Annotated in this window: 20 protein-coding genes, 2 pseudogenes and 1 riboswitch; of the genes and pseudogenes, 20 read left to right on the plus strand and 2 right to left on the minus strand. The window is 67.1% G+C overall.

Annotated features, from left to right (window positions below):
• The first annotated feature begins 7 nt into the window (after positions 1 to 7).
• Positions 8 to 628, plus strand: coding sequence for a M56 family metallopeptidase (locus ACFQDH_RS16905; RefSeq protein ID WP_382403566.1), 621 nt, complete (start codon positions 8 to 10; stop codon positions 626 to 628).
• On the opposite strand, the gene ACFQDH_RS16910 is transcribed toward ACFQDH_RS16905, so the two are convergent.
• A complete protein-coding gene (locus ACFQDH_RS16910; protein WP_382403567.1) occupies positions 553 to 1056 on the minus strand; it encodes an HNH endonuclease in 504 nt (167 codons plus the stop codon). The two genes, ACFQDH_RS16905 and ACFQDH_RS16910, sit on opposite strands and share 76 nt — an antisense overlap.
• A gap of 203 nt (positions 1057 to 1259) precedes the next feature.
• Here ACFQDH_RS16910 and ACFQDH_RS16915 point away from each other — a divergent pair, with 203 nt between their 5' ends.
• The 17 genes and pseudogenes from ACFQDH_RS16915 (at position 1260) to ACFQDH_RS16995 (ending at position 13715) form a co-directional block, all read left to right on the plus strand.
• On the plus strand, positions 1260 to 2084 hold the full coding sequence (locus tag ACFQDH_RS16915; RefSeq protein WP_382403568.1) for a class II glutamine amidotransferase: 825 nt from the start codon (positions 1260 to 1262) through the stop codon (positions 2082 to 2084).
• 144 nt (positions 2085 to 2228) lie between these two features.
• A pseudogene (locus ACFQDH_RS16920) lies at positions 2229 to 2911 on the plus strand (formate dehydrogenase accessory sulfurtransferase FdhD).
• Between the two features lie 73 nt (positions 2912 to 2984).
• Complete coding sequence (locus ACFQDH_RS16925) at positions 2985 to 3575, plus strand: CDP-alcohol phosphatidyltransferase family protein (RefSeq protein ID WP_382403569.1); 591 nt, start codon at positions 2985 to 2987, stop codon at positions 3573 to 3575.
• A gap of 238 nt (positions 3576 to 3813) precedes the next feature.
• Positions 3814 to 4266, plus strand: a complete 453-nt coding sequence (locus tag ACFQDH_RS16930) for a hypothetical protein (RefSeq protein ID WP_382403570.1) — start codon at positions 3814 to 3816, stop codon at positions 4264 to 4266.
• Entirely contained in the window at positions 4206 to 4562 is a 357-nt protein-coding gene (locus ACFQDH_RS16935) for a DUF881 domain-containing protein (protein ID WP_382404890.1), read from the plus strand. The genes ACFQDH_RS16930 and ACFQDH_RS16935 overlap by 61 nt, the downstream gene beginning before the upstream one ends.
• Complete coding sequence (locus ACFQDH_RS16940) at positions 4559 to 4891, plus strand: small basic family protein (protein WP_171157714.1); 333 nt, start codon at positions 4559 to 4561, stop codon at positions 4889 to 4891. Before ACFQDH_RS16935 ends, ACFQDH_RS16940 begins: the two co-directional genes overlap by 4 nt.
• Positions 4888 to 5655 (plus strand): DUF881 domain-containing protein, encoded by a 768-nt coding sequence (locus ACFQDH_RS16945; protein ID WP_382403571.1) that lies wholly within the window; start codon positions 4888 to 4890, stop codon positions 5653 to 5655. The genes ACFQDH_RS16940 and ACFQDH_RS16945 overlap by 4 nt, the downstream gene beginning before the upstream one ends.
• Positions 5656 to 5722: 67 nt before the next feature.
• Positions 5723 to 6112, plus strand: coding sequence for a glycine cleavage system protein GcvH (gene gcvH / locus ACFQDH_RS16950; protein ID WP_382403572.1), 390 nt, complete (start codon positions 5723 to 5725; stop codon positions 6110 to 6112).
• A gap of 145 nt (positions 6113 to 6257) precedes the next feature.
• Positions 6258 to 6740, plus strand: a complete 483-nt coding sequence (locus tag ACFQDH_RS16955) for an FHA domain-containing protein (protein ID WP_465253881.1) — start codon at positions 6258 to 6260, stop codon at positions 6738 to 6740.
• Entirely contained in the window at positions 6737 to 7324 is a 588-nt protein-coding gene (ftsR, locus tag ACFQDH_RS16960) for a transcriptional regulator FtsR (protein WP_382403574.1), read from the plus strand. Before ACFQDH_RS16955 ends, ftsR begins: the two co-directional genes overlap by 4 nt.
• Before the next feature lie 105 nt (positions 7325 to 7429).
• On the plus strand, positions 7430 to 7918 hold the full coding sequence (locus ACFQDH_RS16965) for a bifunctional nuclease family protein (protein WP_382403575.1): 489 nt from the start codon (positions 7430 to 7432) through the stop codon (positions 7916 to 7918).
• A 262-nt stretch (positions 7919 to 8180) separates the two neighbouring features.
• Entirely contained in the window at positions 8181 to 8720 is a 540-nt protein-coding gene (locus ACFQDH_RS16970) for a MerR family transcriptional regulator (protein WP_382404891.1), read from the plus strand.
• Positions 8721 to 8791: 71 nt separating this feature from the next.
• Positions 8792 to 8885, plus strand: a riboswitch (glycine riboswitch).
• An 83-nt stretch (positions 8886 to 8968) separates the two neighbouring features.
• Positions 8969 to 11835: pseudogene (gene gcvP, locus ACFQDH_RS16975) on the plus strand (aminomethyl-transferring glycine dehydrogenase).
• A gap of 72 nt (positions 11836 to 11907) precedes the next feature.
• Positions 11908 to 12771, plus strand: a complete 864-nt coding sequence (locus tag ACFQDH_RS16980) for a histidine kinase (protein WP_382403576.1) — start codon at positions 11908 to 11910, stop codon at positions 12769 to 12771.
• A gap of 5 nt (positions 12772 to 12776) precedes the next feature.
• On the plus strand, positions 12777 to 13046 hold the full coding sequence (locus ACFQDH_RS16985; protein ID WP_382403577.1) for a sensor histidine kinase: 270 nt from the start codon (positions 12777 to 12779) through the stop codon (positions 13044 to 13046).
• Between the two features lie 16 nt (positions 13047 to 13062).
• Positions 13063 to 13521 carry a response regulator gene (locus ACFQDH_RS16990; protein WP_382403578.1) on the plus strand — a complete coding sequence of 153 codons (459 nt, stop codon included), beginning with the start codon at positions 13063 to 13065 and terminating at the stop codon, positions 13519 to 13521.
• A gap of 41 nt (positions 13522 to 13562) precedes the next feature.
• Positions 13563 to 13715: a response regulator transcription factor gene (locus ACFQDH_RS16995; RefSeq protein WP_382403579.1), complete on the plus strand. Its 153-nt coding sequence runs from the start codon at positions 13563 to 13565 to the stop codon at positions 13713 to 13715.
• A 111-nt stretch (positions 13716 to 13826) separates the two neighbouring features.
• Here the strand turns inward: ACFQDH_RS16995 and ACFQDH_RS17000 are convergent, their stop codons facing one another.
• The gene (locus tag ACFQDH_RS17000) at positions 13827 to 14375 is read right to left on the minus strand and encodes a hypothetical protein (protein WP_382403580.1); all 549 of its coding nucleotides are present in this window, start codon (positions 14373 to 14375) and stop codon (positions 13827 to 13829) included.
• A gap of 258 nt (positions 14376 to 14633) precedes the next feature.
• Between ACFQDH_RS17000 and ACFQDH_RS17005 the strand changes: the two genes are divergently transcribed.
• Together ACFQDH_RS17005 and ACFQDH_RS17010 are read left to right on the plus strand one after the other, a co-directional pair.
• A complete protein-coding gene (locus tag ACFQDH_RS17005) occupies positions 14634 to 15146 on the plus strand; it encodes a hypothetical protein (RefSeq protein WP_382403581.1) in 513 nt (170 codons plus the stop codon).
• A gap of 35 nt (positions 15147 to 15181) precedes the next feature.
• On the plus strand, positions 15182 to 15496 hold the full coding sequence (locus tag ACFQDH_RS17010) for a hypothetical protein (protein ID WP_382403582.1): 315 nt from the start codon (positions 15182 to 15184) through the stop codon (positions 15494 to 15496).
• Positions 15497 to 15506 lie beyond the last annotated feature (10 nt).

Consider the following 15506-nt stretch of genomic DNA (forward strand, 5'->3'; position numbering starts at 1 on the left):
TCGCCGCATGGGTGAGTCTCGCAGCGATCGGTGGAGTGCTCGCTCTGGTGTGGGAGCGTTCCGAGCCCTCGCGGACGCCGACCGCAGCGCACGGCGCCGGCTCAACGTGGTCGCGCGCACCGCGACATACGACCGGGAGCACATCGGCGGCGTGGAGGTCCTGTATGTCGACAGCCCGGCTCTGCTCGCCCTGGCCGAGCAGTTCGGCGGGCGCCGGATCCTGGTGACCCGCGGGTTGCGGGATGCGCTCGGCCCGGCCGAGCTGCGAGCTGTTCTGCACCATGAACGCTGTCACCTGCTGCGGCGACATCATCTGGTGTTGCGCATCGCGGCAGTGAACGTCGCCTGCTTCCCGTCGCTGCGCGGCGCTCGTGCGTTCGAGAAGTCCGTGCATCTGCTGATCGAGATGTCGGCAGATGATCACGCCGCACGCGCATGCGGCGTCGACGCCACGGCCGCTGCCTTGGACGCGCTCGCGGACCTGCACGGTGCTCCGACCGCGGCCCTGCGGGCCGACCGGCTGCGCCGAGGATTCAGCGCAGCCGCCCGCAGCTACCAGGCCAAGTCCTCACGGGTCGGCACGAACGGCTCCCACAGCAGCGTCATACCGACCTCCTCCGGGCTGTAGTCGGCCTTGCGCTGGTTGCACGGCTCGCACGCGGCGACAGCGTTGTCCCAGGTGGTCGAGCCGCCGCGCGACTTCGGTATGACGTGGTCCATCGTCGTCGCGACCGGTTGCCCGCAGTAGGCACATTGCCCGTTGTCACGCTTGAGGACACCCGCCTGGCTGTAGGTCGGCACACCGCGAGAGAACTGCTCCCAGGTGATCTTCACGCTCGCCTCGGTGAGCTTCAGTCCACCGCGCCTGGCGTAGGCCCACGTCATCTTCACGTAGCGCACCAGCCGCAACACGGTCGGCATCGGGAAGGGTCCGAAGGTCTCCTCGGGATGCGACTCCTCGACCGTGGCGACGCCACGCCACAGCATGTTCATGGCGTGCTTGACCGACACGGTGTGCAGGGGCTCATAGCCCGCGTTGAGCACCAGGACCGACACAGTGGACCTCCTTCCTCTACCAAGGAATGGTCACCGCCGCCACGCGCGATTGCACGCCATTATCGGCGAACTTCCACAAAAGTTCGCACAGGCGCAGGCAGAACAGCGCGGATACGACCGCCCCGACGGCTGACCGCAATGACTTCGAGCGCATCATGGAAGCAGCAATCGTGCCGCCTTCGAAGCGGCTGGACGGAGGTCATATGTGTCGCTTGCTCGGTTGGTCGTCCGATCGCCCGGTGACGGTCGCGGAGCTGCTCGGCGCCCCTGCGCTGGAGCGCCTGCAGGAGTTGGCAGCGGTGCACGCGCACGGCTGCGGGATGGCCTGGTATGGCGACGACGATGCCGAATTGCACGCCCATCGATCGGCGCTGGCCGCGGGCGACGATGGTGACTTCTTGCGCTTCGTCCACGAGACCAGGACTCGCCGTGGTCTGCTGCACCTTCGGCTGGCGACACCCGGGCTCGGGCTCGAAGTCGTCGACACCCATCCGTTCGTGGCCGGCGGCACGGCCTTCGCGCACAACGGCGCGATCTTCCCGCAGGACAAAGTCGACCTGCTCCTGCCACCGGGCGCGTCGCAGCCGGCCGGCAGCACCGACAGCGAGCGCTACTTCTCCCGGCTGCGCAGCAACATCGGGCACAAGCAGGGCAGTGCTGCCGTCGCGCACGCAGCGGGCCGGGTCCTGTCCCGCATGCGCTGGCACGGTATGTCGGCCAGCAGCCTCAACGCACTGCTGCTCACCCCGCGCGAGTTGCACCTGATCAGCCTGCACGACCCCGAGGCGGAACCCGCCGACGTCCAGGTCTGGCCGGCTGACTACACGACCCACCCGCCATACCTCGATCTGAGCCTGTTGCAGCGCGACGGCCTGAGCGTCGTGGCCTCCAGCGGGATCCTGCGCGAAGAGACCGGCGTGACACGAGTCGACGCCGCATCGGTCGTCACGCTGGACGATCGTGGGGGCGTGGCACGCGTCAGTCAGATCCCTGAGCGCATCATTTCCCCGCTCCGACGCAGCGCCTGACAAACGACGCTCATGGGCCGAATCACCAGCAGACACAAGGTCGTTCGCATCGACCTCGACCACGGGGTCAGCACCCGGGTCGAGACGACTGCCGTCGAGGAGCCGCTCGAGATCCGCGTCGACGACGAGGTTCTGACCGTGACGATGCGCACGCCCGGCAACGACATCGAGCTCGCCCACGGGCTGCTGCAGGCCGAGGGCATCATCCGCGCTCGCGAGGACGTGCTGATCGCCCGCTATTGCGCGGACACCGAGCTGATGAACGTCCTGCAACTGCAGTTGCGAGAGGCCGCCGGCCTGCCCGCAACAGCCCAGCGAAGCCTGATCTCGCACGGAGGTTGCGGCCTGTGCGGCAAGACCAGCATCGACGCCATCACCGCTTCTCCGGCGTATGACGCAGCTGTCGCCACCTCCACCCTGCGCGTGCCGGCTGAGCGCATCGCGCAGTTGCCGGACCTGCTGCGCAACGGTCAGACCGTCTTCGAGGAGACCGGGGAGTGCACGCTGCCGGGCTCTTCGCCGTCGAGGGCGACGCGCTCGTCATACGCGAGGACATCGGCCGGCACAACGCGGTCGACAAAGTAACCGGCTGGGCGCTGCTGCAGGAGCAGTCGACGGAAGACCTGGTCGCGATGGTCTCGTCGCGGGCGTCCTTCGAGATCGTGCAGAAGGTCGCGATGGCCGGCATACCCGTCCTGGCCTGTGTGTCGGCGCCGTCGAGTCTCGCGATCGAGGCGGCCGACCGGCTCGGTGTCACGCTCGTGGCCTACACCCGCGACCGCCGGATGACCGTCTGCACACACCCCGACCGCGTCGTCGCGCCATAACGATCGGGGCCGCGACCTGACTCACGGTGGGCAGGTGCGCACCCATCGGGCGCGCACCACTTAGCCTGGGTCCGTGAGTGACACGGTGCCGCTGAGCCGGCAGATCTGGACAGTGCCCAATCTGCTGTCCATCGCCCGCCTCGTCGGCGTCCCGGTCTTCCTGTGGCTGATGGCCAGTGACCACCGACTGTGGGCGTTCTGGTTGCTCGTCGTGTCCGGCGTCACGGACTATCTCGACGGCAAAATCGCGCGGAAATTCAACCTCGTCACCCGCCTCGGCCAACTCCTGGACCCGGCCGCGGACCGGCTCTACATCCTGTCCACGATCGTCGCGCTGGCGTGGAAACACATCATCCCGTGGTGGCTGGTTGCCGTCCTGTTGTTGCGGGAAGTGATGGTGTTCGCCCTCGGCCCGGCGCTGCGCAAGCACGGCCTGCCGATCCCGCCGGTCCACTTCATCGGCAAGGCCGCGACGTTCTGCCTCATCTACGGCTTCCCGCTCGTCCTCCTCGGCAGCCTCGACAACGGCTGGGGCGACGTCGCCCGACCGATCGGCTGGTCCTTCGTCTGGTGGGGCACGGTTCTCTACTGGCTGGCCGGTCTCATGTATGTCGGTCAGGTCCGCGGGATGGTCCGGTCTCACCAGAAGGCACAGGCGGTGTAGGCAATGAGGAATGAATTGCCCACGCAACGAGCCAGCGCCTCGGTCGCGCAATGACCGACCGCCCACGGGAGTCGGACGGCAAGCCTCCGCGGCCGGCCATCGCCGGTCCTGCTGACCCCGCGCAGTCGATGTCCCTCATCAACAACCTGATGCGGGCACCGCTCGACCCCGGCTACGCGGCGGCAGCCAGCAAGCGCACGGCAGAGGGCAAACCTCCTCGGTCGGGCTGCGCTCGCCCTTGCTCATCGTCACGCTCGTCGTCATCGGCCTCAGCCTGGCGGTCGCGGCCCATGCGTTGCGACTGCCGCAGGCGGCCTCGGAGAAGAGGCGTTCCGAGCTGATCAGCAGCATCAACGACCGGCAGCGCACGATCGACCAGGACAGCCGGACGATCAACAGCACGCAGGCGAAGATCAACGAGCTGCAGGCCAAGGCGCTGAGTCGCCAGCACGATACGTCGCTAGCCGACCGACTGAAGGCGCTGGAGCTGACCACGGGCACAGCGGCAGCGCAGGGACCGGGCCTGGTGCTGACGCTGAACGACGCGGCCGGCGCCGGCACCGACGCACAGGGCAACCCCGGACCGACACGTCCGATACCGGACGTCTCACCTCCACCGATCTGCAGATCATCGTCAATGGGCTCTGGGAGGCCGGCGCCGAAGCGATCTCGATCAACGGCCAGCGGCTGACCAGCCAAACGGCGATCCGCTTCGCGGGTGAGGCGATCCTCGTCAACTTCCGCGCGCTGCTACCGCCGTATGACGTGGCGGTCATCGGCGGCCCCGACGTCGCAGCCGGTTTCAAGGACAACTCCGGCGGTGCCTACCTGCGCGAACTCGCAGGGACCTACGGCATACAGGAGAAGCTCACCAGCAAGTCTTCCGTGACGGTGCCGGCCGCCGCCACCGCGGCGCTCAGCCATGCACGCGCCGCATCCCCATCTCCAGCGACGCCAGCGTCGCGCAGCCCCGAAGGAGGGTCATGATTCCGGCCATCGGCTTGGTCGTCGGTCTCGTCGTCGGCATCGTCCTGCATCCCGACGTGCCACTGTCGCTGCAGCCCTATCTGCCGATCGCGGTGATTGCCGCGCTCGACGCCGTCTTCGGCGCGGTGCGTGCCGTCCTCGACGGGATCTTCGACGACAAGGTCTTCGTCGTGTCGTTCCTGTCCAACGTCGTGGTGGCAGCGCTCATCGTGTACCTGGGAGACCAGCTCGGCGTCGGGTCGCAACTGTCCACCGGCGTGGTCGTCGTCCTCGGTGTCCGCATCTTCAGCAACGTCGCCGCAATCCGGCGGCACCTCTTCCACGCATGACACCCGAGACGAATGCGCAGGAGTCCCCGGCGGCCGAGGATGAGCCGGTCCGGACCGGCTGGTCGCGGCTGTGGCGCGCTGCGCGGCCACGGCTCACTCGTGCGAACGGCTTCATCACGATCCTGGCCGCACTGCTGGGATTCGCGATGGTTGCGCAGGTCCAGGAGACCCGCTCGTCCGGACTGGAGAACCTGCGTCAGGAAGACCTGGTCGCCCTGCTCGACGGCGTCAACCAGCAATCGCTGAAGCTGAGCCAGGAAGCCGACCGACTGACCCGGACCAAGACACAACTGGAGAGCTCCGGTGGTGACGAAGCGGCACTGCAGGCAGCGACCGACCGGCTGCAGACCCTCGGGATCCTCGCCGGAACCCTCCCGGCGACCGGGCCCGGCATACGCATCACGATCAAGGACCCGAAGAACGTCGTGAAGCCGAGCGACGTGCTCAACGCGGTTGAGGAGTTGCGCGACGCCGGTGCGGAGGCGATCCAGTTGGATGCGGTCCGCATCGTCGCGGACAGCTACTTCACGGACTCCGGCACCAGCGGGATGGTGGCTGACGGCAAGCCGGTCCAAGCGCCATACGTCATCACCGCGATCGGCGACCCGCACACGATGGCGACCGCGATGGCCATTCCGGGCGGCGTGGTCGATGCACTGAAGCAGCTGGGAGCGACCCCGTCGGTGACCTCCGCGAAGCGGGTTGACGTGACTGCGTTGCGGCCCACGAGCAAGCCTCGTTACGCTCAGCCCAGCAGTTCGTGACCCGCGACAGCGCGACGCCGGAACCCAATCTCGCTGTGCTTGTTCAGAATCAACGTCAAGGAGACTCATGAGCGACCTGGAATACCCCGCTGACCTGCGTTACACCCCCGATCACGAGTGGGTGAAGGACCAGGGCGACGGCGTGGTGCGGATCGGTATCTCGGCGTTCGCACAGGACGCGCTCGGCGATGTCGTCTACGTGAGCCTGCCGACCGTCGGCGACACCGTGGCCCCCGGTGACGCCTGTGGCGAGGTCGAGTCGACCAAGTCGGTGAGTGACCTTTACGCGCCGTTGGCCGGTGAGGTCACCACGATCAACGAGCAGTTGGACGCGACCCCCGAGCTGGTCAACAACGACCCGTACGGCGAGGGCTGGATGTACGAACTGAAGGTTTCGGATGCCGCGGCGCTCGACGGCCTGCAGGACGTGGAAGCCTACAAAGCCTCGCTCGGCTGAGCGAAGTCGTCCTGATCGAACGCGGCCGGCCTGGACTGCGTTGGTATGGCGGCGGGTTGCTGACGTTCTTGCCATCGCAGAACACGCCTCAGCGTAGGATCGATATTTCCGACATTCTGCTGGCTCCGACCCCGAGGTTGATTTGATGACCAACGACGACAGCGACTTCGTGCCGGGCGAAGCCGCAGCCGATCCCGCCCAAGAGGCGGGCGATGCCACCGCGCGATTCTCCGCAACACCGGTGGAGGAGACCGCCCCGGAGCAACCGCGTGGCACCGAGGTGCGATTGTCATCCTCGGACCAGGCGACGATCGACGCGCTGCGACCGGGCACCGCGCTGCTGCTGGCATTGCGCGGCCCGAACTCCGGTGCGCGGTTCCTGTTGGACGACGCTGAAGTCAGCGTCGGACGCCATCCGAGCAGCGACATCTTCCTGGACGACGTCACCGTGTCGCGTCGGCACGCGGTGTTCCGCCGGACCGACGCCGGCTACGCCGTGACGGACATCGGCTCGCTCAACGGCACCTACGTCAATGGCGAGTTGGTCGACTCACACGACCTGACCACCCGGGACGAGGTCATGGTCGGCAAGTTCCGTCTGGTCTTCTACGGCGCACCGACGTCGTGACCGGAGGGTCACCCGGCCTGTCGATCGGCGCGGTGCTGACCCGGTTGCAGGAAGAGTTTCCCGATCTCACCTTGTCCAAGGTGCGCTTCCTGGACGCCCAAGGACTCGTGTCGCCGGAGCGCACCCCGTCCGGTTATCGCCGGTATGCCGAGCGTGACGTTGAGCGCTTGCGCTTCGTACTGCAGTGCCAGCGTGACAAATACTGGCCGCTGAAGGTCATCGCCGAGGCCCTGGACGCCTATGACCGCGGGCTGCGACCCAGTGAACAGAGCGACGGCCCGCAGCCACCGGCCGCAGGCACCGACCCGGCGCTGGCGGCGGTGGACCAATCACCCGTAGGAGACGACGCGGGCGTCAAGCTGATCCGCGCCGAGCTGCAGCGGGCCACGGGTCTGGACACCCGTGCGCTGGCCGATCTCGAGTCCTTCGGTCTCATCCGCGCCGAGGCGGGGGTCTTTACAGCGGGCTCGACCTGCAGGTCGCTCACGCCGCGGCGACCCTGCTTTCGTATGGCATCCAAGCTCGCCACCTACGACCGTTCCGGCTGGCCGCCGAGCGTGAAGTCGCACTGGTGCAGGGGCTGACCGGTATGGCGCACGAGGTCGACATCGAAGAACTCGTCCGGCAGTGCCTGGAGCTGCACCTCGCACTGGTGCGGGCCGACCTCGCACGGGAGTAGCGTGGGAGCTGTGAAACAGGTCGATGTGATGGGTGTGCGGGTCGAGATGCCGACCAACAAGCCAATCCTGTTGCTGCGGGAGCGCGGCGGTCAGCGATACGTGCCGATCTGGATCGGTGCGCCGGAGGCGACGGCGATCGCCTACGCCCAGCAGGGAGTCACCCCGCCGAGACCGCTCACCCACGACCTGTTGCTCGACGTCCTCACCGGCCTCGGGCACGAGCTGTCCAGCGTGATGATCACCCGCATGGAAGAAGGCATCTTCTACGCGGAGCTGGTCATCGACGGTGACCAGCGGATCAGTGCTCGGTCCTCGGATGCCGTGGCGGTGGCGCTGCGGGCGCAGGTGCCGGTCTTCGTCGACGAGGAGATCCTGGCCGAGGTCGGCGTCGACGTGCCCGTCGAAGAAGAGGATGAAGTGGAGCGATTCCGCGAGTTCCTGGACAACGTGTCCGCGGAGGACTTCGAAGTTGGCGACGAGGGTTCGGATGGCTCATGAGCCGCAGTTCAAACCTTCACTTGAAGGTTAGGGGAGGATTTGGCGACCGCGACACGCGTTTCGGTCGTTGCTTCCGGAGGTCCCTCGCCATACGTTTGCGGAGCACCGAGCGGGAGTTCGAGCTTGGTGCTCCGGTCCGTCAGAGCAGTTGATTCAGAACATCCCTCGAGACGGACGATGCGTCTCAGTGCAGTCAGTGGAGGATCTCGTGGTCAGCAAGGATGAAGCACAGCGCAGTGCGAAGTCGAACGCGCCCGTGCCGATGCAGGAAGCGCTGTTCACGCAGGACCTGCCGGAGGAGATGACCGATCAGGTCGGTTACCGCGGACCCGCCGTGTGCCGTGCTGCTGGCGTGACCTACCGCCAGTTGGACTACTGGGCTCGCACCGGCCTGCTCGAGCCGTCGGTTCGCAACCCCACGGGTTCGGGCCACCAGCGGCTTTACAGCTTCCGGGACATCCTGGTCATCAAGGTCATCAAGCGGCTGCTGGATACCGGCGTCTCACTGCAGCAGATCCGCGTCGCGGTGACTGTGCTGCGCGAGCACGGGGTTGCCGAGTTGGCCGGCATCACGTTGATGTCCGACGGTGCCAGCGTCTACGAGTGCACGTCCGACGACCAGGTCATCGACCTCTTGCGCGGCGGTCAGGGCGTCTTCGGCATCGCGCTCGGTTCGGTATGGCGTGAGGTCGAGGGTTCGCTGGCGGAGTTGCCCGGCGAGCGCCCCGACGAGCAGGCTCCTGCGGCACACCCCGGAGACGAGTTGCGCGAGCGTCGCGCCCGCCGTTCCGCCGCCGGCTGAGCTCCGACACACAAACAACTTTCGGCACCTGCGGACAACTTGTCTGCAGGTGCTAAATTTGTGCCTGCTTACGACACCGGGCGGGAGAGTTCCGCCATACGTGGGTCGGACGCCGAAGGGGCAACTTCCTCAGAACCTCTCAGGCGCCAGGACCGCCCGGCTGAGGCAGCTCTGAAGGCACCGTTGGGTGACGACAGTTGGGGACACTGTCATCAGTTACGCACGACCCCGACCGAAGGTGCCGCCCCATGAGTGCTGTCGAGTTGCCCGACTTCCCTTCCCGCCACATCGGACCGACCGACGACGACGTTTCGTCGATGCTCGGGCTGCTCGGCTATTCCACGATGGAGGATCTCCTCGCCAAGGCGGTCCCCGGTGGTATCCGCGCCTCGGAGGCTCTCGCGGTGGACGCTGCGCCGTCCGAGCCGGCCGTGATCGAGGAACTGCGTGCCAAGGCCGATCGCAATCAGGTGCTGACCTCGATGATCGGGCTGGGCTATTACGGCACGCATACGCCGGCTGTCGTGCGCCGCAACATCCTGGAGAGCCCCGCCTGGTACACCGCCTACACGCCATACCAGCCGGAGATCTCGCAGGGACGCCTCGAGGCGCTGCTCAACTTCCAGACCGTCATCTCCGACTTGACCGGCCTACCGACGGCCGGGGCGTCGCTGCTGGACGAGGCGACTGCGGTGGCTGAAGCGATGACGCTGATGCGCCGCGGCTCGAAGGCGGCCCAGGACGCTGTTCTGCTGCTCGACGCCCAGCTGATGCCGCAGTCGATCGCCGTCGTGCAAACCCGCGCCACCGCTCTCGACATCGAGGTCGTGGTGACCGACCTTCGCTCGGTCACGGATGAGGCCGGGTTGCGCGCGGCGGCGGGGAGCGCGACGTCTTCGGCGTCGTGGTTCAGTACCCCGGAGCCGACGGAGTCATCGCCGACTGGCGTGCCCTGATCGCCGCCGCGCACGAGACGAAGGCGCTCGTGACCGTGGCCGCGGACCTGCTCGCACTGACCCTGCTCACCTCGCCGGCCGAGCTCGGCGCGGACGTCGCGGTCGGCACCAGCCAGCGGTTCGGCGTGCCGATGGGCTTCGGCGGCCCGCACGCCGGTTACATGAGTGTCCGCAAGGGCCTCGAGCGGACCCTGCCGGGCCGACTGGTCGGCGTCAGCCAGGATGCGGACGGCCACCCGGCATACCGGCTGGCGCTGCAGACCCGCGAGCAGCACATCCGTCGCGAGAAGGCCACGTCCAACATCTGCACGGCGCAGGTTCTGCTCGCCGTCATGGCGTCGATGTATGCCGTGTGGCACGGCCCGGACGGTCTACGGCGCATCGCCCGCGAGGTCCACGGCAAGGCGGTCGGCCTGGCCGAAGCACTGGCCGCCGGCGGCGTCGACCTCGTCAGCGACAGCTACTTCGACACGGTGACAGCGGTGCTGCCCGGTCGGGCGGATGCCGTCGTCGCGGCCGCTCGCGAGCGGGGCATCAACGTATGGCGGGTCGACAGCGACCACGTCTCGGTGAGCGTCGATGAGACGACGACCGACGAGCAGCTGGTCGGCGTCGCCGCCGCGTTCGGGGTCAACGCGCCCGTCCCGGCCGACGGCGAGCTGAGCTGGGACGAAAGCCTGGTTCGCACCGACGAGATCCTGACCCACCCGGTCTTCAGCTCGCACCACAGCGAGACGGCGATGCTGCGTTACCTGCGCACGCTGGCCGACCGTGACTACGCACTCGACCGCGGCATGATCCCGCTGGGCTCGTGCACGATGAAGCTCAACGCGACCACCGAGATGGAGTCGATCACCTGGCCGGAGTTCGCGAACCTGCACCCGTTCGCGCCGTCGGAGCAGACCGTGGGCATTCGCGAGTTGATCACCGACCTTGAGCAGTGGCTGTGTGAGATCACCGGCTACGACTCCGTGTCGCTGCAGCCCAACGCCGGCTCGCAGGGTGAGCTCGCCGGACTGCTGGCGATCCGCGGTTACCACGAGTCGCGCGGCGAGTTGGCCCGCAACGTCTGCCTGATCCCGGCATCGGCGCACGGCACGAACGCAGCGTCCGCGGTCATGGCCGGGATGAAGGTTGTCGTCGTCAAGACCGCACCGACCGGCGAGATCGACATGGAGGACCTCAAGGGCAAGCTCAAGGAGCACGGTGAGGACCTGGCCGCGATCATGGTTACCTACCCGTCGACGCACGGAGTCTTCGAGGACACCATCTCGGAGCTCTGTTCGCTGGTGCACGAGGCCGGCGGGCAGGTGTATGTCGACGGCGCCAACCTCAACGCGCTGATCGGCCTGGCTCGTCCGGGCAAGTTCGGTGGCGACGTGTCGCACCTTAACCTGCACAAGACGTTCTGCATCCCGCACGGCGGCGGTGGCCCGGGTGTCGGCCCGATCGGTGTGCGAGAGCACCTGGCGCCATACCTGCCCTCGCACCCGTTCGCCGAAGAGCTCACGGGGGAGACCGGGCCGGTGTCGGCAGCGCCATACGGCTCGGCATCGATCCTGCCGATCTCCTGGGCCTACGTCCGGCTGATGGGTGGTGCCGGGCTCGCGAAGGCGACGCAGGCGGCAATCCTGTCCGCGAATTACGTTGCCAAACGGCTCAGTTCGCACTTCCCGGTGCTGTATGCCGGTGAGGGCGATCTCGTTGCGCACGAGTGCATCCTGGACCTGCGCGACCTGACCAAGGAGTCGGGCGTCACCGTCGACGACGTCGCCAAGCGGCTGGTCGACTACGGCTTCCACGCCCCGACGATGTCGTTCCCGGTCGCCGGCACGCTGATGGTCGAGCCGACCGAGAGTGAGTCGCTGGAGGAGCTGGATCGCTTCTGCGACGCGATGATCGCGATCCGTGCGGAGATCCAGCAGGTCATCGACGGCGCCGTCTCTGCCGACGACTCGGCGCTGCGGCACGCACCGCACACGGCGTTGTCGCTGGCTGCCGACGAATGGGAGCACCCTTACACGCGTCGCGAGGCGGCATACCCCAGTGGCGTGGATCCGCTTCGTAAGTACTGGGCTCCGGTGCGCCGGATCGACGGCGCTTACGGCGACCGGCACCTGGTCTGCTCGTGCCCGCCGCCGGAGGCGTTCGAGGACTGAGCCGGAGGGTGCCAGAATCATCAGGTGCTGAATCGGTTGCGACGCGAGCTCGAGTCGTCCGATAACGACCCGGTGTCGAACATTTGGATCGACCTGTTCGACGAACGCGTGCAGCCATTGCTCGCCGCCTTTCTGGTCACACTCAGCCTCCTGACCGTTCGGCCGATCGGTGGGCACACCGTGCTCACCTACGGACTGGTCGCGTTGTGCGGGGCCTTCGCCTTCGTGCGGTTGCTCTCGGACCGGTGGCTGAGCCTGTGGCCGAGGTTCGCGGTCAGTGTCGCCTTCGGTGTCACGGCCGGCCTTGCCTTCGGTGCGTCCGGGTGGTGCGTCTCGCTGGCGTTCGTCGCGTGCAGTCATTTCGGTGCGCGGTGGCCGACGCGGGTTGCGATCTGTCTCACCCTGATGACCGTCGCGATCGCGATGATCAGCAACCCGGCTGCCGGATCCGCGGCCTGGAATTGGTATGCCGTGATCCTCGTGGGTCTGACGATCCTGCCCGGCTTGGCGTCCCAGAGCCGACGAAGGACGCTACAACTGAGCCGCCAATTGGTGGAGCAGACGCAACGCACAGCCGAGTCCGATGCCCGGGCGAGTGCCATGGCCGAACGCACGCGCATCGCTCGCGACATACATGACGTGTTGGCGCACACGCTGTCAGGCGTGAGTTTGCAGCTGGATCTGGCGGACGCGCAGCTCGAGCTCGGACGCCAGGAGGAAGGGCGGGGACCGTGCAGACCGCGCGCGGTCTGGTCGTCGACGGGCTCGATGAGGCGCGACGCGCTGTTCGTGCGCTCCGGGACGGAACGCTCGACCTGCGCTCGACCCTCGAGCGGATGGTCCAACCGGGGGAGCAGCTCGAGGTTGCCGGTGACCTCGACGCACTCGAAGCGGTTACCGGGCAAGAGACGGTCCGGATCGTCCAAGAGGCGCTGACCAACGTGCGCAGGCACGCCCAGGGGGCGAGCACCCGGGTGCGCGTGATGTGTGCGGGCGAGCTGGTCGATGTCGATGTGGTCAACGGCCCCGGCGAGGCGGTCGGGACCGGCACAGGCAGCGGAATGGGCCTGGTCGGCATCCGAGAACGTGTCGAGTTGTTGGGCGGTAGCTGCACCATCGGCCCGGTGAACGACGGGGAGTTCGCCGGTGGCTGGCGCGTGTCCGCGCAGCTTCCGAGCCGACGAAACGCAGAGGAATCGAATGCCCAGTGAAGACAGTCTGATTCGTGTGGTTGTCGCTGACGACCAGACGGTGATCCGTGAGTCGGTCGCGGCGATGCTCGGCCTCTATGACGACATCGAGGTCGTCGGCACCGCCGCCGACGGAGAGCAGGCGGTTGCCGCTGCGATCGCCGAACACGCCGACGTCGTCCTGATGGATCTCAACATGCCGCGCCTCGACGGGGCCGGCGCGACGAGCATGCTCAGCGAGCGTGCTCCGGAGACCAGCGTGCTGATCCTGACGACGTATGGCGACGACGAGTCGATCATGCGGGCGCTCGACGCGGGTGCCCGCGGCTCACGAAGGACGCTGGCCGGGCCGAGATCGCTGGCGCCATACGGACGGTGGCGAGCGGGCAGGCGGTGCTCGATCCGAAGGTGCAGCAGCAACTGGTCCGTGCGGCGATGCAGCGCAGCGGTCCGATCGGCTCGGCGGCCGCGCCGCCTGTGGCTCCGGCCGGCCTGACCCCGCGAGAGCAGGAGGTGCTGACGCTGATCGCATCCGGCATGAGCAACCGGGACATCGCCGGGCACCTCTTCGTGAGCGAGGGCACGGTCAAGACGCACATCAACAACCTCTTCGCGAAGGCCGGCGTCCGCGACCGGGCGGCTGCCGTGACTTTCGCGTTCCAGCACGGCCTCGGTCCCACCTCCGAGTGAGCCGCCCCGTGATTGACCGGCATACCAACTGATTGAGCGGCGTAGCGAATCCTGGCGATTCGCTACGCCGCTCAAAGCAGAGGTATGCCGGTCAATCGTGGCGGCGGGCGGTCAGGCGGCGACCGGCTCCTTGACCTGCGTCAGCTGCTGCCGGGCCTGAGGGAGCCGTCCGGCGCGGACCGCGTTGGCCGCGATGCGAGAGAGCACCATGGCCAGCGCCCAGATCACGAAGAACGGTGCGATCGACGCCTCGTGCAGCTGGTGGTTCATCATGAACGTTCCCAGGTGCTGCCGGAAGGTGCCGTTGTGGTCGGCCTCCCAGACGAATGCCAGCCGTGCGGCCACGACGACCAGCCAGGTCGCTGCAAAGCCGACACCGCACACGGTCATGACCTTGCCGGTCTTCGCGTCCCGCTCGATGCCGGTGAAGACCGTGGCGACGGCGCCGCACACGAGGCCCAGCCCGAGGCCGGCGGCATACAACCAGAGCTCCGAGAGGTCGGTCGGCATACCGCGCAAGTAGAAGAAGGCGACCCCGACGATCGTCAGCAGCGGTCGGATCATTGAGTGAGCGGTGAACGCCCGGCGACCGTACTGGGTGAGGAGGACGAAGAAGGCGATGCCGCCGCTGATGAGGAGCGCCTGCTGGAAGTCGGACATGAATTGTGCCTTTCGCGAGTGCTTGAGTCGTGCTCGGTGATGACTTCAAGCATCGGGATTCGGCAGGGAAAGCGGATCCGCCCGTGGGCAGACCTATGGGTGGAGACCGGGTGGATGCGCGTCTCCACCCGGGCGAGGGGATCCACGGGCTGTGATGGACGCCTGCGGGCCGATGCACTTCAGCCAATCCACCGCGGGCGGAATGCGTCAGGGTCTAACCTCCGGTTTGTCGGAACAGGGCGGTAGGCAAGGGGAACCATGAAACATCGGAACTGGACGAGACACGTCCTGGCAATGGCGTGTGCGGTCCTCTTGGGCGCTGTCGGTTTCGCGGCACCGGTCAGCAGTGCAGAAGCGACTGCGGCAGGCACAACCGTGTTGACCGCTTGTCATCACGTGACGCATCTGGAGAGCGACACTTTCCACAGTCTCTTCTTTGCCGGCGATTTCGCGCTGCAGTTGAATGGCGACCTGTTGGGCATCGACCAGGAAACCCCTGTCCCTGGCTCGAAGGGGAGCTACAGCGTGCAGGTCTGGACCTGGATCCGGTCCGACCCGCGCGGTGTCCACCACGACTACCGTGATGCAACAGTCTTGTCGCTGCTGTGCGACGGTGACATCACGCTGCGTCACTCGACCGGTGCGCTGCTCTGGCACAGCAACACGTCGGGGAGCGGGGGAAACGACTCGCGTTGTTGCCCTCCGGGATCCTCGCGCTCTACAACGCCGGCGGCAGCATCGTATGGCGCAGCGGCACGACCGCTCGCTTGATGGCGCCCGGGTCCAGACTCTGGGCAGGACAATCATTGACCGCGTCGACTGCCGACAACACGTCCGTCACCCGCAAGCTGCTGATGCAGAAGGACGGCAACCTCGTCTACCGCTGGGGATCGAAAGTCTTGTGGCAGAGCCACACCCACGTTGCCGGCTCCCACTTGACGTTCACCAATACCGTTCAACTGGGCGTGGTTTCGCCTGCGGGGCATGTGCTCTGGCGCAACACTTCCAAGATCGGGCCCCTGGGTTCCGTCCTGGACGTGGAGAACATGCGCATCACGGAGTACTACCCCCGCCAGGCCTTCGTGTGGCAGCTGCCCGGCATACCCTGGATCGTCTTCTGAAGCTCTGTGC

Origin of the sequence: Flexivirga alba (assembly GCF_042661025.1) — a bacterium.
GTDB classification, from domain to species: domain Bacteria; phylum Actinomycetota; class Actinomycetes; order Actinomycetales; family Dermatophilaceae; genus Flexivirga; species Flexivirga alba.